The following is an 18,016-nucleotide window of genomic DNA, read 5'->3' as shown; positions in this document are numbered from 1 at the left end:
GGCCGTCTTGTCGGTGGTCTTTGCCGTCGTCAACAGATCGCCCCCGTCGGAACGCGGTGGCGCGCGACCACCTGGGCGTACACCTGCTCGGCGCCGTCGGCGACCCGCTCCCAGGAGAAGCGGGCCAGGGCGCGTTCACGACCGGCCTCGCCGTAGCGGCGCAGCAGCTCGGGCGAACCGGTCAGTTCGTTGACGGCGCGGGCGAGCGCGCCGGGATCGCCCGGCGGCACCAGCCGCCCGGTGACCCTGTCGGCGACCGAGTCCAGATGACCGCCGACACCGGTGGCGACGATCGGCACCCCGCAGGCCATGGCCTCCAGCGGGACGATGCCGAACGGCTCGTAGCGCGGCGTGGACAGCACCAGGTCGGCGCCGCGGATCAGTTCGGGCATCCGCTCGTGCGGCACGGCACCCAGCAGCCGCACCCGGTCCGCCACCCCCAGCTCCCCGGCCAGCCGCCGCAGCCGCACCGCCTCGGGGTCGGTGTCCAGCAGCGCGGGCTCGGGGCCGCCGGCGATCAGCAGCTCCGCGCCGGGGATCTCGGCCAGCGCCGCGATCGCCTGGTCGAAGCCCTTGCGCGGCACCAGGCGGCCGATCGCCAGCAGCCGGTGCGGGCCGCCGCGGCGGGCGTGCCGCCCGGCGGGGTCGGCGGGGCTGAACTCCAGGGTGTCCACACCGCACGGCACCACCGACGTCCGCTCCGGCGGCACGCCCATCGCGGCCAGCTCGAAGACCTCGTCGGCGCAGGTCGCCAGCACACGGGCGCACTCGCGGCCGATCCGCCGCTCCGCGTCGATCCGCTCGGGCGGGCTGGTGTCGTCCGCGCCCTGGTGGCGCCGCTTGACGGTGCCCAGCGCGTGGAAGGTCTGCACGACCGGCACGCCCGGGTCCTTCGCGCCGAGCAGCGCGGCCGTGCCCGACATCCAGAAGTGCGCGTGCACCACGTCCGGCCGCCGCGCCGACCAGCGGCGCGCCAGGTGGTCGCCGAAGGCGGTCATGTACGGCGGCAGGTCGTCCTTGGGCACTGGACGGGGCGGCCCGGCCGGCACGTGCTCGACGGTCACGCCCGGTGCCAGCGGCACCCGGTCGGGAGGCTCGCGGGAGTCCCGGCGGGTGTGGACGGTGACCTGGTGGCCGCGCCGCGCCAGCTCCTTCGACAACTGCGCGACGTACACGTTCTGGCCTCCGGCGTCGGGGCCGCCGAGCGCGGCGAGCGGACTCGCGTGCTCGGACACCATGGCGATCCTCATCGGGCCACCTCCTTGATCAGCCGCTCCCAGTCGTCCAGGAAGCGCGGCAGCCCGTAACGGGCCAGTGCGGCCGTGCGCGCCTGCTCGCCGACGTGGCGCGCGTACGCCGGGTCGGCGAGGAGACCGCGGACGGCGTCGGTCAGGACGTCGAGCCGGTTGGAGAGCACTCCGGCCCCCTCGGGCACGGCCGCGGACGCCTCGGTGGTGTCCAGGGCGACCACGGGCATGCCCAGGTGCATGGCCTCCAGCAGGGAGAGGCCGAGCGAGGTCCAGCGGATCGGGTGCACGTACACCCGCCGCCGGGCCATGGCCCGGTGCAGATCCCGCTGGGGGAGTTCATGGGAGCGGCAGCGCTCCTCCGGGATGCCGAGCCGTCCGGCCAGCCCCCGGGTCCGCATGCCGAAGACGTCCAGGGGCGCGGCCTCGGCGAAGCGCGGCAGCAGGTCGGTGCCGGTGGTGCGGCCCCGGCGCAGCGGCTCGTTGACCACCACCGCCGCCCGCTCCAGGTCGCCGGTGTACAGCGGCCCCGGGTCGACGATGCCGTGCTCGACGACGGTGGTGGGGGAGGGGCCGCAGTCCCAGAACAGCCGGTTGAAGTGGGTGACGTGGACGATCGTCAGGCCCGGCTGCCCGGCCATCGGGTGGCGGGTGTCGGGCACGTTCCCGTCCGGGGCGTTGTGCTCCAGGTAGACGGCCGGCACGTCGCGGCCCGGCAGCCGGCCGCCCAGCCACTGCTCGGCGAGACCGAGCTCGTGGGGGCGCTGGAGCACCACCAGGTCGACGTCCGCCTCCCGCAGCTCCTCGGGGGTCAGCTCCACCACGCTGTCCGGCCAGTCGAAGGTGACGGCGCGGCCGAGCCCGTCGGGGCCCCGGTCGGGGGTGACGGGCACGAGGTAGGTGTGCGGGCCCTGGACGAACGCGGTGGTCCAGGAGCCGTGCACGTGCCACAGCAGGATCCTCATACGGCTCCCTTCCGGCCGCCTTCGGCGGCGGTGCTCTGCCGGCCGCCTTCGGCGGCGGCCTTCTCCACCGCGGTGACCACGTCCTGCGGCGTCACACGGTCCAGACAGGGGTGCCCGGGGACGGGGCAGACGCGGGCCCTGGTCCCGGCGCACGGGGCCTGCTGGTCGCCCAGCAGCACCAGGGGCACGCGGAAGGGGGCCCAGCGCTCGGCCGGGACGACCGGCGAGAACAGCGAGACCACCGGCGCGCCCACGGCGGCGGCCAGATGGGCCGGGCCGGTGTTCCCGGTGACCACGGCCGCCGCGCCCGCCAGCACTCCGGCCAGCTCGGCGGGCGAGGTGCGCCCGCCCAGGTCGAGCCCCGCGCGGCCGGCCACGTACGAGGTCAGCTCGCGCTCCTCGGGCACGCCGGTGACCACCACCCGGTGCCCGGCCTCCGCCAGGGCCTCGACGGCCTCGGCCGACAGCTCGGGGCTCCAGCGGCGGGCGGGCACGCTCGCCCCCGGGTGCAGCACGACGTAGCCCGGCGGCCCGGCCAGCTCCTCCACCCGGGGCGGAGGCAGCACCCGCAGCCGCCCGTCGTCGCCCTCGGGCAGGGGGAAGCCGGCCGCCTCGGCCAGCGCCAGGGCGGCCTCCGCCTCGTGCGCGTGCTCGTCGCGCCGGTGGCGGACGTCCAGCAGCGAGCCGGGGTAGTGGACGCTGTCGGCGGCGATCCGGGACACACCCGCCATCCGCAGCACCAGGGCGGTCGGCAGGGGGCTCTGATGGGCCGAGGCCAGGATCAGGGCGGTCTCGCAGCGCCGCCCGGCGATCAGCTCCACGGCCTCCTCGACGCCGTCCCGCCCGGTGGGGGGCGGGTCGAGGCCCACCCAGGGAGCGTCCCAGACGACGACCTCGTCCACTCCGGGCAGCATCCGCCCGGCGGGCGCGCCGCGCGGACCGCACAGCAGCGTCACGTGGTCGGCGCGCGCGGCCACGGCCCGTACCGCCGGGCCTGCCAGCAGCACGTCCCCGAAGCTGTCCAGACGTGCGACGAGTGCTCTCATGACGGCCTCCGGGCGGTGGCTGTGCGGGCGGCGGTCCGGGCGGTCGCGCGGCCGGCGGTACGAGCGGCGGCGCGAGCGGGTCCGGAGGCCTGAGCGGTCCGGGCGGACTGGGCGGCGGTCTGGGCGGCGGCGGTCACGGCCCGGTCGGCGTGCTGGGCGGCGTGCGCCGGCACCCGCACCGGAGTGCGGCCGTCCGCACCGGCGGGGCGCGGCCACGGCCCGTCCAGCGCCGCGCGCACCGCGGTGAGCAGGTCGGGGGCGACCGCGGGCGCCTCCCGTACCTCCTCCGGAAGGGTCACGGGGGTGGGGACGAGGATGCCGCGGGCGCCGGCGGCGCGTGCGGCGTCCACGTCGGAGCCGATGTCCCCGATCACCACGCACTCGGCGGGGGCCGCGCCCAGCCGCCGGGCCGCGTCCAGCACCAGGGCGGGGGCGGGCTTGCGGCAGGCGCAGCCGTCGTCCGGGCCGTGCGGGCAGACGGCCCAGGCATGGAACGGGCCCAGCAGCTCGTCGATCCGGGCGTGCACCCGGCCCATGTCGTCCCAGCCGATCAGACCGCGCGCGATGCCGGACTGGTTGGTGACCACCGCGGCCGGCACTCCGCGGGAGCGCAGCAGCGCCATCGCCTCGGCGGCACCCGGCATCGGGCGCACCAGCGCCGGATCGCCGTTGTAGGGGACGTCCTCCACGAGGGTTCCGTCCCGGTCGAGGAGCACCGCGCGCACAGCCGTCATACCGTGCCTCCCCCGCCGCCGTGCCCGCCGCCGCCCGCGGTGGGGAGTTCGGTGGGACGCTCGGTGGGGCCCGCGCCGCCCGGGCCGGAGCCGCCCGGACCCGCGCTGCCCGGGTCCGCCTCCCAGGGGGCGGCGGCGCGGTGGCGCAGCGTACCGGCCAGCCGGTGGTAGACCGCCAGCGGCGGTATGAGCACGCTGGTCACCAGCATGGTGGTGATCTCCTCGCGGGTGCGGGGTCCCGGCGCTATCCGGGCCCGGGCGAACTCGGCCGTGCCCAGCAGCCATCCCGCCCCGGCCAGGGCCGCGGCCCGCCGGCGTCCCGCCGCGGCCAGGACGAGGGCGGCGGCGCCCGCGGCGGTGACCGCCGCGTGGCGCCGGATGCGCCCCCGGGGCGCGGCGGCCCGCCGCCACCAGGAGGGGCCGTGCAGCCGCAGCATCAGCGCGTCGTCGGCGTTGCCGCGCTGCATGCGCAGCGACACCCAGCGGTCGGCGGGCCGTACCGGATGCGTGGTCAGCCGGCCGCCGCGCCGGATGCGCCAGCCGTCGTCCAGCACCCGCAGCGCCAGGTCGGCGTCCTCGCGGAAGGCGCGCGGGAAGCGCTCGTCGAAGCCGCCGACCGCCTTGAGCGCCTCGGTGCGGTAGGCCATGTCGGCCGTCGCCCACTGGGCGCGGGCCAGTCCGGCGGTGCTGCGCTCCCAGTCGGTGGCCCGCCGCCCGGTGGGCAGCGGCACGTCCAGTACGCCCTGCACCCCGGCGACGGTGGGGTCGGCCTCGCCCAGGTCGCGGGCCAGGGCCTCGCGCCAGCGGGCGCCGACGCGTACGTCGTCGTCGAGGAAGGCCACCCAGGGGGCGGTGACCAGCCGCCAGCCGATGTTGCGGGCGCCGGCCGGCCCCCGGCCGCCGGTCTGCACCACGACGGCGCGCTCGCGCAGCGGCCCCAGCGCGTGCAGCGGCAGGTCCTCGCGCAGCGGCTCGGGCTGCGGCCGGTCGTCCACGATCACGACCTCGCGCGGCTCGGGGCCGGCCGACCGGCCCAGCGCCGCCAGGCAGTCGGCCAGGCAGGGCCGCCCGACGGTGGGTATGACCACCGAGTAGTCGACGGCGGCCCGGTTCGGGGCGCTCACGCGAAGAACCTTCCGCGGCGGACCGCGAACGGCCCGATGGCCAGCAGGTCCACGGGGGAGGAGCCGAAGCACTCCAGCGCGTCGCGCGGGGAGTCCACCATCGGGCGTCCGGCGGTGTTGAGGCTGGTGTTGACCACCACCGGCAGCCCGGTGCGGCGCTCGAAGGCGTCCAGCATCCGCGCCACCAGCGGCTCGTCGCCGGGGTTCACCGTCTGGATGCGGGCGGTGCCGTCCACGTGCACCACCGCGGGGATGCGGTCGCGCCACTGGCGGGCCACGTCGTGCACGAACAGCATGTACGGGCTGGGCAGGGGCCCGTCGAAGATCTCCGCGGCGCGCCCCTCGGCGACCATGGGAGCCACCGGGCGGAACTCCTCGCGGCCCTTCACCCGGTTGAGCCGGTCCAGGTTCTCCGCCCGGCCCGGGTGGGCCAGCAGCGAGCGGTGGCCCAGCGCGCGCGGGCCGTACTCGGCGCGGCCCTGGAACCAGGCCACGATGCCGTCGGCGGCGAGTGCCTCGGCGACCTCCTCGGCGATGTCGGCGGGCCGCTCGTAGGGGACGGCCGCCTCCTTCAGGAAGTCCTCGATCTCCTCGTCCGACCAGCCCCGGCCCAGGTCCGCGCCGGGCATCGGCAGCGGGGACTCGTCGTGCGCGGCGGCCAGGTGCAGGGCCGCGCCCAGCGCGGTGCCCGCGTCGCCGGCCGCGGGCTGCACCCACACCCGCTCGAAGGGGCCCTCGGCGGCGAGACGGGAGTTGGCCACGCAGTTCAGCGCCACCCCGCCGGCCAGGGTCAGCTCCCGGCCGCCGCCCTCGGCGTGCAGCCAGCTCGCCAGGTCCAGCAGCGTCTCCTCCAGCACGGCCTGGGCGCTGGCGGCCAGATCGGCGTGGTCCTGGTTCCACTCGGCGCCCGCCCGGCGCGCGGGGGCCAGCGCCGCCCACTCCACCCCGTGGGCGGCGAAACCGCCCCTGCCGTCGCTGTGCACCCACTGGCGCAGCTGGGGCAGGAAGCGCGGCTTGCCGTAGGAGGCCAGCGCCATGACCTTGTACTCGTCGCTGGAGCGCAGGAAGCCCAGGTGCTCGGTCAGCTCCTCGTAGACCAGGCCGAGCGAGTGCGGCAGCTTCTGTGTGGCCAGCACCTCCAGCCGGTCGCCGTGGTAGCGGCCGGACAGGTGGGAGGCGCACTCGCCGCGCCCGTCGAGGACCAGGACCGCGCTGTCGCGGTGCGGCCCGGCGATCCCGGCGGACGCGGCGTGCGCCATGTGGTGCGGCACGAAGCGGACGATGGAGGGGTCCAGGCCCGGCAGCGCCTCGGCCAGGAAGGACGGGGCGCGGCGGGCGTACTCCTGGCGCAGGTGGTCCCAGGGGTCCTTCAGGCCCAGCGACTCGGCGGGAGCCGCCAGGCCGGGGTCGAAGGAGTAGGCGACCGCGTCCAGGTCGGCGGGGGTGAGACCGGCCTGCCTCAGGCACCAGGCCGCCGACCGCTCCGGCATCTCCCAGGCGGAGAACGGCACCGGCCGCTTGCCGTGCTTGCGCCGGCTGAACCGCTCCTCCTCCGCCGCCGCGACGGTGCGGCCGTCGATCACCAGTGCCGCCGCCGGGTCGTGGAAGACGGCGTTGATGCCGAGGATGCGCATGAGGGGTGCCTCCGTGCTGTCGGTCCCGATGGCGTCCAGGTGTCCCTGGGGATGCTGTGGCCTCCGTGGTTACCGGCAGCAGCGATGCCAAACGCCGCAGGTCGACTCTCTACGGGGGAACTGACTCCAACGGGTGACGGAAGCGTGCCCGGGAAGGGCCCTGGAAGAGCCCCGGAAAGGACCGGCCGCCACCCCGCCCGGGAGGCCGGACGGCGGCCGGCCCCGGCTCAGGCGGCGGCCCGGCCGGCGAACCAGTCGATGGTCCGCTCCAGCCCCTCCTGCCAGCCCACACGTGGTACCCAGCCCAGCTTCTCCCTGGCCAGGGAGGTGTCCGGGCAGCGCCGGGCCGGATCGTCGCCGGGCCGCTCGACGAAGGTGATCGGCGAGGCGGAGCCGGTGAGCTTGACGATCCGGCGGGCGATGTCCAGGACGGTGGTCTCCTCCTCGCCGCCGATGTTGACCGGTCCCGGCAGGTCGCTCTCGGCGAGCGCGACGATGCCCGCCACGGTGTCGTCGACGTAGCACAGCGAACGGGTCTGGCTGCCGTCCCCGGCCACCGTCAGGGGCTCGCCCGCCAGGGCCTGCCGGACGAAGGTCGGCACGGCGCGGCCGTCCCCGGCGCGCATCCGGGGACCGTAGGAGTTGAAGATCCGCACGATCGCGGTGTCCGTTCCGCGCGCCCCGCGGTGGGCGGTGACCAGCGCCTCGGCGTACCGCTTGGCCTCGTCGTAGACGCTGCGCGGGCCGACGGGGTTGACGTGCCCCCAGTAGTCCTCGCGCTGCGGGTGCTCACGGGGGTCGCCGTAGACCTCGGAGGTGGAGGCCAGCACCATCCGCGCACCGTCGCGCTCGGCCAGCTCCAGGGCGTTGCGGGTGCCGCTGCTGCCCGTCTCCAGGGTCTCCAGCGGCAGCCGCAGGTAGTCCGCGGGCGAGGCCGGGCAGGCCAGGTGGAAGACCAGGTCGAAGGGGCCGCCGGGCAGGTCCGCCAGGGCGCCCGGCGCGCAGGCGTCACGCCGCACGAAGGCGAAGCCGTCCCGGCCGAGCAGGTGCGCGAGGTTGCTCTCGGACCCCGAGAGCAGGTTGTCCACGGCCGTCACCACCAGGCCGTCGTCCAGCAGGCGTTCGCACAGGTGCGAACCCACGAACCCGGCGCCGCCGGTCACCACGGCCCGCCGCCGGTCACGTTCACCCATCATCGGCACTCTTCCTCTCGTTCCCCGCTTTTGTTGCCCGGAGCTGGTGTAAGGGGGCGTCCTGCTGCGCACTCGGAGACCATGAGCGAAACGCATCCGGACCCGGACCCCCGGCGGTCGCCCGGTCTCGAGGACGGCGGCGGGGTGCCGCCGGGCGAGACGCCGCCCGGCGAGAGCAGCACGCCCGCGGGCGCCCCGGACCAGAACGCCAACACGCCCAGCGGCTGGGGTCCGGTGCCACTGGTCCTGCTGCTGGTCATGGCCGTGCTCGTCGCAGGGTTCTTCATCGCCTACGCAGTGGCGCTGTGACCCCGAGTCCCCGGATGGCGAAGCCGAAAACACCCGAAGCGGCCGGAACACCCGGAACGGCCGGGGTGGCGGGAGGACCCAGAGCGCTGCTCACCGGCTGGTTCACCTTCCTGCACGGCGAGGCCACGGCAGGCGACGTGCTGGCGCTGGAGCGCGTACGGGAGGTGCTGGATCGCTCCGGCATACCCCACGACACCGCCTGGAGCCCGGGCTTCCGGCCGGACGGGCCGCACCTGGAGGACGCGGACCCGGCGCGGTACACCCATGTGGTCTTCGTCTGCGGCCCGCTGCACGGACCCCAGGTCGCAGGGCTCCACGAGCGCTACCCGGACTGCGTGCGCGTCGCCGTGGGCGTGTCGGTCATCGACCCCGGCGACCCCGCCGTACGCGGCTTCCACCACGTGCTGCCGCGCGACGCCGAGGCGGTGCGGCCCACCGCCGACCTGGCCGCCGCCGCGCCCGCGGCGCCCGCCGCCCCGGTGGCCGGCGTGATCCTCACCCGCGGGCAGGGGGAGTACGGGGGCCGCCGCCGCCACGAGGAGGTCGCCGACCGGGTCACCGGGTGGCTGGCGCGGACCGACTGCGCCCGGGTGGAGCTGGACACCCGCCTGGCGGACGGCGACTGGCGGCTGTGCGGCACCCCCGCCCAGCTCCAGTCCGTCCTGGCCCGGCTCGACGTCGTGGTGACCGACCGGCTGCACGGCCTGGTGCTCGCCCTGCGCGCCGGGGTCCCGGCCCTGGCCGTCGACCCGGTGGCCGGCGGCGCGAAGGTGACCGCCCAGGCGCGGGTGCACCGGTGGCCGGCCCTGGTCCCGGCCGAGCGGCTGACCCACGAGGAGCTGGACCGCTGGTGGCGGTGGTGCCTGGCCGAGGGCCGGGCCGCGGCCAGGCGCCGGTGGCACGCCTTCCACCACGCCTCCGACCGGGACCAGGGCGGCGCGCTGGCGAGACTGCTGCGGCCGGAGACCGGCACCGGTTCCGGGACGTACGGTGCCGGTGCCGGGCACGCAGGGCGGTAGCCGCCCGGCCGGCCGCCCGCGGCAGCGGCCGGGGGCGGGCGGCCGGGTCAGGGCCCCCCGCCCACCCCGGTGGCGATCTCGTGCCGCCGCCCGCCCTCCACGACGGGCGCCAGTGGAGCGGTGGGCGCCCCCGCCACCTCGCGCATCCCGCGCAACAGCTCCCGCAGCGCCTCCTGCGCCGACCGCCGGGGCCGCCAGCCCAGCTCCTCGGCGGCCCGCGCGCAGTCCATCACCGGCAGCCGCAGGAACGCGTCCAGCAGCTCCGGCGGCGAGGGAACCAGCCGCAGCCGCCACGCCAGGCCCGCCGCGGCCCGCACCGGCCCCAGCGGCATCCGCACCGCACGGGTGCCCAGCACGTCGGCCAGCACGGAGGCGTCCACCACCGGTCCGGCCGCCAGGTTGAAGGCGCCGTGCACCGGTTTCAGGACCGCGAGCCGGTACGCCTCGGCGGCGTCGTCGGTGTGCAGCACCTGGAAGCGCATCCCCGGAAGGGCGGGTACGGCGGGCACCGCGCCGAGTCCGGCCAGCCGCTGCGGCAGGAACGGGCCGGCGAACAGCCTGCGCTGCTCGCTCGCGGCCTCCCGCTTGAACAGGAAGCCCGGCCGCATCCGCACCACGCGCACCCGGGGGTGGTCGCGCTCGAAGCCGTCCAGCAGCCGCTCCACGTACGCCTTCTCCCGGCAGTACGCGGCGTCCGGCCGGCCGCCGTGGGTCGGCCACGTCTCGTCCACCGCGCGGTGGACGGGGCCGGGGGAGTAGGCGCCCACCGACGAGGCGTACACCAGGGCGGGCACCTCGGCCGCCGCCATCGCGCGCAGCACCCGCGCGGTGCCCAGCACGTTGGTGCGCCAGGTGACCAGCGGATCGCGCGTGGGCTGGATCAGCCAGGCCAGGTGGACCACGGCGTCGGCGCCCCGGAACAGATCCGTCAGCCGCTCCTCGGCGGCCCGCCCGGCCGGGTCCTCGCCGTCGCCGCCGGCCCCGATGTCCGCGCTCGCCCACTCGGTCTTCGGCGGCGTCCACAGCGGTGTGCGGCGGGCGACGCCGAGCACCGAGCCGATGTGCGGGTCGTCGCCCAGGGCCCGCACCACCGAGGTGCCCACATTGCCGGTCGCGCCCAGGACGACCACGCGCAGACCGCCCCCCGCGCGGCTGTCCGCGCCCCTGCCCGCGCCGCTCCCGGCCGGCGCCCCGGTCACAGCCCCTCCCCGTGCCGCGCGTCCCGGGCCCGGTCCACCACGGCGGCGAACGGGCCCGCCCCGGCGTCCTCGCCGCCCGGCACGGCCGCCGGGTACGGGCGGGTGGGCGCCGCCGACTCCGCGGCGCGCACGGCCCGTGCCATCGCCCTGCGCCACTCGGGGTCGCTCCCGGCCTCCAGAGGGGGGAACTCGTACCGCTCCTCGGCGCGCGCGTGCGCCTCCGCCACCTCGCGCAGTGCCGCGAACTCCCGCACGAAGGCCGCCCGGCCGGGGCCCGCGCAGTCCATCGACTCCAGCCGCAGCAGCGCCTCCCCGGTCCGCCGCTCCTCCTCCAGACGTGCTGCGACGATCTCCTCGCCGCCCTCGACGGCGCCGCGCGCGTACGGGTGGACGACCTCCTCCTCGGCGGTCTCGTGCGCGGTCACCAGCCGCACCAGCCGCCGGAACGCCGCCCGGCGGCCGTCGTCGCCGGCGGCTGCCTCCACGGCGTCGAACCGCTCCCGGATCCCCTCGTGCCGCCGCATCAGCAGGGCCACCACGTCCTCCTCCGCGGCGGCGCCGGGCGATGTGCCCCGTCCAGCCATCTCGCTCCTCCTCACGACAGGTGCTGTGGCCCGGCGCGGAGTACCCGCGCGCCCTCCGGGGAAACGGTCCGGCCCGTCGCGCCGCTCCCGTCCCGAGTTCCGCCCAGCGGGGCCGGAAAGGGTACACACCCGGTGTTTCCACCCCTCCGTCCCGGGTACTGCGCGGAGTGCGGAAGGAGGGATGGTGCAGCGTGTTGGTCGGTCTGCTGTTGCTGTTAGCGGCCTATCTGTCGGTCGCTCTCCTGACGGCCCGTGTGGTGTACGGCATCGAGCGGGCCCGCGTCATCGCGCTGGAGCGCGACTGGCACGCGGACGAGGACCCGGTCGAGCGCTTCCGGCGGCAGGGCCAGTCGGCCACCGCGTCGACGGCGTTCCTGTACGGGATGGCCTGGCCGGTCGTCGTGCCGGCCTACCTCTTCTACCGCTGCGCCACGCTGGTGATCACGGGGAGGCCCCCGCTCACCCCCTACGAGCGCGCCGACCGGGCCGAACGGCTGGACGCGCGCATCCGCGAACTGGAGGAGTCGCTGGGGCTGCGCGGCCACGCACTGGACGAGAACGGACCGAGGCCATGAACTGCTACGAGTGCCTGACACGGGACCGCACCACCACCGCCGTCGCGGTGTGCTCGCGCTGCCATGTGGGCCTGTGCCCCGAACACCTGCGGATCGACTCCCAGCTCGTCAAGGAGCCGCGGGGGATGGGCCAGGTCACCCAGACACCGGAGGCCCGCCGGGCGCTGTGCGAGGTGTGCGAGCGGGCGGAGGGCTGACACGGCGCCACCCGGGCCCGCGTCCCGGCCCGGGCCCCCGGCGCGACCGCGCCGCTGGAGGGTGTACGGCCACGCGGTAGATGTTCCCTTATGTACGCTCTGTTCGCTCATGCGTGGTCCACCCGGGAGTGCCCTTGCTGGTTCTGATCGCCGCCCACGCCGCCGTGGCCGCCGTCCTCCCCGCCCTCGCACCGCGCGCCGGGCGTGCCGTGTGGTGGGTGGCCGCCCTGGTGCCGCTGGCCACACTGGTCTGGGCGGCGGCCCTCGCCCCTTCCGTGCTCGACGGGGACACGCCCGTGGAGCACTTCGGCTGGGCGCCCTCGCTGGACCTCGAGGTCTTCCTGCGGCTGGACGCGCTCTCACTGCTGATGACGGGCGTCATCAGCGGCGTCGGAGCCGCCGTCCTGGTCTACGGCGCCCGCTACACCTCCGAGGGGCACGGCCGCGAGTCCGCGCTGCTGCTCGCCTTCGCCGGCGTCATGCTCGGCCTGGTCACCGCCGACAACCTGCTGGTCCTGTACGTCTTCTGGGAACTGACCACCGTGGTGTCGTTCCTGCTCATCGCCGGCCGGGGCAGGACCCGGGAGCACCGCGAGGCGGCCCAGCAGGCGCTGGTCGTCACCACCGGCGGCGGCCTGGCGATGCTGCTCGGCTTCGTGATGCTGGGGGAGGCGGCCGGCACCTACCGGATCTCGGAACTGGTCGCCGATCCGCCGGACGGTGGATACGTGCCCGCCGCGCTGGTGCTCGTCCTGGTGGGCGTCTTCACCAAGTCGGCGCAGTTCCCCCTGCACGGCTGGCTGCCCGCCGCGATGGTCGCGCCCACCACGGTGAGCGCCTATCTGCACGCCGCCGCCATGGTCAAGGCGGGCGTCTACCTGACGGCCCGGCTGGCGCCCGGCTTCGCCGACACCGAGCCCTGGCGCCCCCTGGTGCTGACCGTCGGTCTGCTGTCGCTGGTCGTCGGCGCCTGGCGGGCGCTGTGGGAGAGCGACCTCAAACGAGTCCTGGCCTATGGAACGATCAGCGAACTCGGCCTGCTCATCGCGCTGTTCGGCTACGGCACCCGGAACTCCGCCCTCGCCGGAGAGGTGATGCTGCTGGCGCACGCCACCTTCAAGGCGTCGCTGTTCCTGATCACCGGCCTGGTCGAGCACCACACCGGCACCCGCGAGATCGGCCGGCTCTCCGGCCTGGGCCGCCGCAGGCCGGTCCTGCTGACCCTGGCCGCGCTCGCCGCCGCCTCCATGGCCGGACTGCCGCCGCTGGCCGGCTACCTGGGCCACGAGGCGTACCTCGACACCTTCTGGAACGCGGCCCGGCACGGCCCCGGGGCGGGCGAGGAGTGGGTGCTGGCCGCCCTGGTGGCGGGCTCCGCGCTCACGGCGACCTACGCCGTCCGCTACCTGTGGGGCGCCTTCGCCGGCCGGCCCGGCACGGAGCCGACACCGCAGGAGGACCCCGGCGACCGGGCGCTCGGCATGGCCGTGCCCATCGCCGCCCTGGTGGCGGCCACCCTGGGCCTGGGCGTGTGGTACTCGGGCACCGAGGCCCTCACCGAGCCCTACGCCGCGCTGCTGCCGTCCCCTCAGGAGCCGTACCACCTCGCACTCTGGCACGGGCTGAGCCCCGCCCTGCTGCTCTCCGCCGCCGCACTGGCCGCCGGCCTCCTGCTGTACCGCCTGCGCCCGGCCCTGTCCGCGGTGCGCGACAGGTCCCCCCGCGCCCCCGACGCGCAGGGCAGCTACCGGCAGGCGGTCCGCGGCCTCGACGGGGCGGCCGCGTGGCTGACCCGCCGCACCCAGGTCGGCTCCCTGCCGGTCTACCTCACCGTGCTGCTGGCGACCGTCCTGCTGGTGCCCGGGGCCGCCCTGCTGCTGAGGGACGTCCCGCTGCCCGCCCCGCCGCTGTGGAACTCGGCCGTCCAGGTGCCGCTGGCGGCCGTCGTGCTGATCACCGCACTGGCGCTCGCGACCGCCCGGCACCGGCTGGCGGCCGCACTGCTGGCCGGCGCGGTCGGCTACGGGGTCGCCGGGCTGTTCCTGGTCCAGGGCGCCCCGGACCTGGCGCTCACCCAGTTCCTCATCGAGACGCTGACCCTGGTGGTCATCGTGCTGGTGCTGCGCGGACTGCCGGCCGAACTCGGCGTCCGCACCGGTTCCCGCCGCGTACGCCGGCTGCGCCTGGCGGTGGCCACGGCCGCCGGCGCGCTCGTCGCGGTCCTCGCCCTGGCCGTCTCCACCGTCCGCCGGGAGCCGGCCGTCTCCGAGTTCTACACCGACCACGTGGAGGAGGCCGGGGCCCACAACGTCGTCAACGCCATCATCGTGGACTTCCGGGCCCTGGACACCCTCGGCGAGATCGCCGTGCTGCTGGTGACGGCGATCGGGGTGGGCGCCCTGATCGGCGTGCTGGGCGGCAGGGCCGCGACCATCCGGGCCCGGCCGCCCGCCGCGGACCGCTACGAGCCCACCGCCCGGTGGGCCCTGCCGCACGAGCAGTGGCTGCCCGAGGCAAGGGAGTTGCCCGCCCACGACCGGTCCCTGCTGCTGGAGATCCTGGCCCGGCTGCTGTTCCCGTCCGTGCTGGTGCTCTCGCTCTACCTGCTCTACTCCGGGCACCTGCGTCCCGGCGGCGGTTTCGCCGGGGGACTGGTGGCCGGGCAGGCGTTCACCCTGCGCTACCTGGTGGGCGGGCGCGCCGACAGCGCGTTCGCCGTCCCGCTCGACCCCCGGCTGGTGGCCGGCGGCGGGCTGGCCCTCGCGGCGGCCGCCGGACTGGCCCCGCTGGCCTTCGGCGGCGAACCGCTGGGTGGCGCGCTGGTGAGCGTGACGCTGCCGGTGCTGGGCCACCTGGAGGCGACCACCACCCTGGTCTTCGACACCGGGGTGTACCTGCTGGTCACCGGCGTCTGCCTGAAGCTGCTGTCCGCTGTCGGCCCCGCGCAGGAGACCCCCGAGGAGGCCGCCGGGAAGTCCGGCGGCACACCCGACACCCCAGCCACCGCTACCGGGAGCCGCGCCTGATGAGAGCACTCGACCTGACGACGGCCCTGGTGGTGGGCGGCCTGTTCGCCGTCGGCTTCCACCTGCTGCTCCAGCGCTCCCTGATGCGCCTGCTGTTCGGCTTCCTGGTGCTGGGGCACAGCACCAACCTGCTGGTGCTGATGGCCGCGGGCCCACCGGGCGATCCCCCCATCACCGGGGAGGGGCACGCACCGGAGACGTTCGCCGACCCGCTGCCGCAGGCCATGGCGCTCACCGCCATCGTCATCACCTTCGGCGTCACCGTCCTGCTGCTCGCGCTCGTCTACCGCAGCTGGCGGATCCAGGGCCACGACGAGGTCCGCGACGACGTCGAGGACCGCAGGGTGGGGGAGGAGGTGCTGGAGTCGTGACCGACTGGCTGCTGATCGCCCCCGTCCTGCTGCCCGTGCTGGCGGCGGGCCTGTCGCTGGCCGTGTGGCGCAGCGCCGCCGCCCAGCGGCTGCTGGGCACCGGGACCCTGACGGCGGTGCTGGCCGTCTCCGCCGTACTGCTGGTGCTCGCCGACCGGCGCGGCCCGCTGGTGCTCGCCGTCGGAGGCTGGCCGGCGCCGGCCGGAATCTCCCTGGTGGCGGACCGGTTGTCGGCGCTGCTGCTGGTGGTGGCGCTGGCGGTGTCCCTGGCCGTGCTGGTCTTCGCCATCGGCCAGGGAACCGCCGAGGGGGACCTGCCCCGCACCCCCTTCCACCCGGCGTACCTGCTGCTGGTGGCCGGGGTCGCGCTGGCGTTCCTCACCGGCGACCTGTTCAACCTGTTCGTGGCCTTCGAGCTGATGCTCGCCTCCTCCTATGTGCTGATCAACCTGGGCGCCGGGGAGGGCCGCGTCCGGGCCGGGATGACGTACACCATCACCAGCCTGCTGTCCTCGCTGCTGTTCCTCACCGCCATCGGGCTGATCTACGCGGCCACCGGCACGGTCAACCTCGCCGACCTCGGCGACCGCGTCCCGGCCCTCCCCGAGGGGATCCGCAGCGTGCTCAGCCTGCTGCTGCTGATCGTCTTCGGCATCAAGGCGGCAGTGGTCCCGCTCCACTTCTGGCTGCCGGACAGCTATCCGACCGCCCCGGCACCGATCACCGCCGTACTCGCGGCGCTGCTGACCAAGGTCGGCCTGTACGCCATGGTGCGCACCCAGACGCTGCTCTTCCCGCGTTCGGAGACCTGGACCCCGCTGCTGGTCGCGGCGGCGCTGACGCTCCTGGTGGGCATCGTGGGCGCCGTCGCCCAGCAGGACGTCAACCGGCTGCTGTCCTTCGTGCTGGTCAGCCACATCGGGTTCATGCTCTTCGGGCTGTCGCTGTACACCGTCGGCGGCCTCACCGGGACCGTCCTGTACGCCGTCCACCACATCGCGGCCCAGGCCGCGCTGTTCCTGATCGCCGGACTGGTGGTGGGCTGGAGCGGCACCGCCAAGCTGTCCCGGCTGGCCCGGACGGCGCCGGCGCCCGGGCTGCTGGCCGGGCTGTTCGCGCTCGCCGCCCTCAGCCTGGCCGGAATCCCGCCGCTGTCCGGCTTCGTGGCCAAACTCGCCCTGCTCCAGGCCGGCGTGGAGCAGGGGGGCGCGGCCGTCCTGGCCCTGCTGGCCGCCGCCCTGCTCACCAGTCTCCTCACCCTGTACGTGATGGCCCGGGTGTGGCGGGCGGCGTTCGCCGCCGGCGGGGAGCGCCCGCCCGCCGCGCGCGGACGCATGAGAGGGCTGCGGCTGATGCTCGGAGCCACGGCCGGCGCCGTGCTGATCGGCGTGGCGGTGGCGGCGGGCGCCGGGCCGCTGGCACGGCTCAGCGAACGGGCGGCGGTGGACCTCCTGGAGCGCAGCACGTACCAGGAGGCCGTACTCGGTGACCCGGACAGGAGGGGCGGATGAGCCCGGCGGACGAGCAGGCACACGGGACCGCGAGCACCCCGGGGGCCCGGGGCGGTCCTCCGCGCCGGACGTCCCGGCAGTGGCCCCTGGCCCTGTGGCTGTGGGTGCTGTGGATCGTGCTGTGGGGCTCGGTGAGCCCGGTCGTGCTGGTGGGCGGGGCGGTGGTGGCCCTGCTGGTGGTGGTCCTCTTCCCGCTGCCCTCGATCGCCCGGCGGGCGAGGCTCCACCCGCTGTGGCTGCTCCTGCTGCCCGCGCACCTGCTGGTCGGACTGGTCGGATCGGCCGTCGCCGTGGCGCTCGAGGCGGTACGGCGCGGCCCGCGGGTGCGGGCCGCGGTGCTGGAGGTCCCGCTGCGGTCGGAGAGCGACCTGATGATCGCCGCCACCGCCAACATGGCCTCGCTGACGCCGGGCACCCTCGTGCTGGAGATCGACCGGGACCGGCGGCGGCTCTACGTCCACGCGCTGCCCGCCCGCGACGCCCGGGAGGTGGACCGCCGCCGCGGCGAGGTCGCGACGGCCGAGCGGTGGGTGGTGCGGACCATCGGCCCCGCCGAGATGCGGAAGGACCCGAACCGGCGGGAACGGGGATACGGGGGAGAGGGGGAGCGGAGGTGAGCGTGGTCGCGACCGTCGCCCTGGCCCTGCTCGGGGTCACCGCCGTGCTGGTGGTCCACCGCCTGGTGCGCGGCCCGCACGCGCTGGACCGGATCGTGGCGGTGGAGATCCTGGTGACGACGGTCGTCGCCGGGGCCGCCGTGGCCGTGGCGGTGTGGGACTACACCTCGGCCGTACTCGTCCTGCTGGTGCTGGCGCTGCTCGGCTTCATCGGGTCGGTGACGGCGGCGCGGCTCGCCGAGGAGCGGGAGGACATGCGGTGAACGGGCTCGTCCAGACGGCCCTGGAGGCCGCCACGGCCGTCCTGCTGCTGTGCGGTGCCGTCTTCTGCCTGCTGGGAGGCGTCGGACTGGTGCGCTTCCCGGACACCGTCACCCGGCTCCAGGCGGCCGCCAAGGCGCAGAACCTGGGCCTGCTGCTGATCCTGATCGGAGCGGCCCTGCGGGTGCCCCTGCCGTACGCCGGGCTGCTGCTGCTCATCGCGGTCTTCCAGCTGATCACCGTGCCCGTCCTCGGCCAGATCGTCGGCCGGATCGCCTACCGCACCGGCGCGGTGGAGCGGCACACCCTCACGGTGGACGAACTGGCCGAGCGGCTCGCGCCCCCGGACGCCCCGGACGCCGGTGAGAGCGGGGGCGGACGGGGGCGCGGGACCTGAGCCGCGC

At 76.0% G+C, this 18,016-nt stretch carries 19 protein-coding genes; 10 read left to right on the top strand and 9 right to left on the bottom strand.

The features are described from left to right. Positions 1 to 29: 29 nt before the first annotated feature. The 7 genes from BMY40_RS05345 to BMY40_RS05315 all read right to left on the bottom strand — a co-directional run bounded on the left by BMY40_RS05345 (position 30) and on the right by BMY40_RS05315 (position 7,943). Positions 30 to 1,250: a glycosyltransferase gene (locus BMY40_RS05345; RefSeq protein ID WP_093656013.1), complete on the bottom strand. Its 1,221-nt coding sequence runs from the start codon at positions 1,248 to 1,250 to the stop codon at positions 30 to 32. Further along, positions 1,247 to 2,212 (bottom strand): glycosyltransferase, encoded by a 966-nt coding sequence (locus BMY40_RS05340; RefSeq protein WP_093656011.1) that lies wholly within the window; start codon positions 2,210 to 2,212, stop codon positions 1,247 to 1,249. Before BMY40_RS05340 ends, BMY40_RS05345 begins: the two co-directional genes overlap by 4 nt. After that, positions 2,209 to 3,258 (bottom strand): glycosyltransferase family 9 protein, encoded by a 1,050-nt coding sequence (locus BMY40_RS05335; protein ID WP_093656008.1) that lies wholly within the window; start codon positions 3,256 to 3,258, stop codon positions 2,209 to 2,211. Before BMY40_RS05335 ends, BMY40_RS05340 begins: the two co-directional genes overlap by 4 nt. Next, a complete protein-coding gene (locus tag BMY40_RS05330; protein ID WP_107436741.1) occupies positions 3,255 to 3,992 on the bottom strand; it encodes a D-glycero-alpha-D-manno-heptose-1,7-bisphosphate 7-phosphatase in 738 nt (245 codons plus the stop codon). Before BMY40_RS05330 ends, BMY40_RS05335 begins: the two co-directional genes overlap by 4 nt. Continuing rightward, complete coding sequence (locus tag BMY40_RS05325; RefSeq protein WP_093656006.1) at positions 3,989 to 5,116, bottom strand: glycosyltransferase family 2 protein; 1,128 nt, start codon at positions 5,114 to 5,116, stop codon at positions 3,989 to 3,991. Before BMY40_RS05325 ends, BMY40_RS05330 begins: the two co-directional genes overlap by 4 nt. Beyond that, positions 5,113 to 6,750, bottom strand: coding sequence for a carbamoyltransferase family protein (locus tag BMY40_RS05320; protein ID WP_093656004.1), 1,638 nt, complete (start codon positions 6,748 to 6,750; stop codon positions 5,113 to 5,115). Before BMY40_RS05320 ends, BMY40_RS05325 begins: the two co-directional genes overlap by 4 nt. A gap of 227 nt (positions 6,751 to 6,977) precedes the next feature. Further along, positions 6,978 to 7,943 (bottom strand): NAD-dependent epimerase/dehydratase family protein, encoded by a 966-nt coding sequence (locus tag BMY40_RS05315; protein WP_425443082.1) that lies wholly within the window; start codon positions 7,941 to 7,943, stop codon positions 6,978 to 6,980. A gap of 81 nt (positions 7,944 to 8,024) precedes the next feature. On the opposite strand from BMY40_RS05315, the gene BMY40_RS05310 reads away from it, so the two are divergent. Continuing rightward, positions 8,025 to 8,252 (top strand): DUF6480 family protein, encoded by a 228-nt coding sequence (locus tag BMY40_RS05310; RefSeq protein WP_093656000.1) that lies wholly within the window; start codon positions 8,025 to 8,027, stop codon positions 8,250 to 8,252. Positions 8,253 to 8,317: 65 nt separating this feature from the next. Then, positions 8,318 to 9,271 (top strand): polysaccharide pyruvyl transferase family protein, encoded by a 954-nt coding sequence (locus BMY40_RS05305; RefSeq protein ID WP_245769877.1) that lies wholly within the window; start codon positions 8,318 to 8,320, stop codon positions 9,269 to 9,271. A gap of 47 nt (positions 9,272 to 9,318) precedes the next feature. Here BMY40_RS05305 and BMY40_RS05300 read toward each other — a convergent pair whose 3' ends face one another. Together BMY40_RS05300 and BMY40_RS05295 are read right to left on the bottom strand one after the other, a co-directional pair. Beyond that, positions 9,319 to 10,470 carry an NAD-dependent epimerase/dehydratase family protein gene (locus BMY40_RS05300; protein WP_245769876.1) on the bottom strand — a complete coding sequence of 384 codons (1,152 nt, stop codon included), beginning with the start codon at positions 10,468 to 10,470 and terminating at the stop codon, positions 9,319 to 9,321. Further along, entirely contained in the window at positions 10,467 to 11,054 is a 588-nt protein-coding gene (locus BMY40_RS05295) for a hemerythrin domain-containing protein (protein WP_093655996.1), read from the bottom strand. The genes BMY40_RS05300 and BMY40_RS05295 overlap by 4 nt, the downstream gene beginning before the upstream one ends. 191 nt (positions 11,055 to 11,245) lie before the next feature. Between BMY40_RS05295 and BMY40_RS27935 the strand changes: the two genes are divergently transcribed. From BMY40_RS27935 to mnhG, 8 genes are all read left to right on the top strand, one after another. After that, positions 11,246 to 11,629, top strand: a complete 384-nt coding sequence (locus tag BMY40_RS27935) for a hypothetical protein (protein ID WP_177213891.1) — start codon at positions 11,246 to 11,248, stop codon at positions 11,627 to 11,629. Continuing rightward, entirely contained in the window at positions 11,626 to 11,826 is a 201-nt protein-coding gene (locus BMY40_RS27930) for a DUF2180 family protein (protein WP_177213890.1), read from the top strand. Before BMY40_RS27935 ends, BMY40_RS27930 begins: the two co-directional genes overlap by 4 nt. A gap of 134 nt (positions 11,827 to 11,960) precedes the next feature. Then, complete coding sequence (locus BMY40_RS05285) at positions 11,961 to 14,852, top strand: Na+/H+ antiporter subunit A (RefSeq protein ID WP_093655992.1); 2,892 nt, start codon at positions 11,961 to 11,963, stop codon at positions 14,850 to 14,852. Next, positions 14,852 to 15,223: a Na(+)/H(+) antiporter subunit C gene (locus BMY40_RS05280; protein WP_177213889.1), complete on the top strand. Its 372-nt coding sequence runs from the start codon at positions 14,852 to 14,854 to the stop codon at positions 15,221 to 15,223. The genes BMY40_RS05285 and BMY40_RS05280 overlap by 1 nt, the downstream gene beginning before the upstream one ends. Beyond that, positions 15,220 to 16,734, top strand: a complete 1,515-nt coding sequence (locus tag BMY40_RS05275) for a Na+/H+ antiporter subunit D (RefSeq protein WP_093655990.1) — start codon at positions 15,220 to 15,222, stop codon at positions 16,732 to 16,734. The genes BMY40_RS05280 and BMY40_RS05275 overlap by 4 nt, the downstream gene beginning before the upstream one ends. After that, positions 16,731 to 17,351, top strand: a complete 621-nt coding sequence (locus BMY40_RS05270; protein WP_093655988.1) for a Na+/H+ antiporter subunit E — start codon at positions 16,731 to 16,733, stop codon at positions 17,349 to 17,351. Before BMY40_RS05275 ends, BMY40_RS05270 begins: the two co-directional genes overlap by 4 nt. Continuing rightward, on the top strand, positions 17,348 to 17,614 hold the full coding sequence (locus BMY40_RS05265) for an MrpF/PhaF family protein (RefSeq protein ID WP_093655986.1): 267 nt from the start codon (positions 17,348 to 17,350) through the stop codon (positions 17,612 to 17,614). The genes BMY40_RS05270 and BMY40_RS05265 overlap by 4 nt, the downstream gene beginning before the upstream one ends. Continuing rightward, positions 17,611 to 18,009: a monovalent cation/H(+) antiporter subunit G gene (gene mnhG, locus BMY40_RS05260; protein ID WP_245769875.1), complete on the top strand. Its 399-nt coding sequence runs from the start codon at positions 17,611 to 17,613 to the stop codon at positions 18,007 to 18,009. Before BMY40_RS05265 ends, mnhG begins: the two co-directional genes overlap by 4 nt. The last annotated feature ends 7 nt before the right edge of the window (positions 18,010 to 18,016 follow it).

It is taken from the genome of Streptomyces radiopugnans, assembly GCF_900110735.1.
Lineage (GTDB): Bacteria > Actinomycetota > Actinomycetes > Streptomycetales > Streptomycetaceae > Streptomyces > Streptomyces radiopugnans.
The sequence above is the reverse complement of the archived record's forward strand: the minus strand, read 5'-3'. Positions and strand labels throughout refer to the sequence as shown.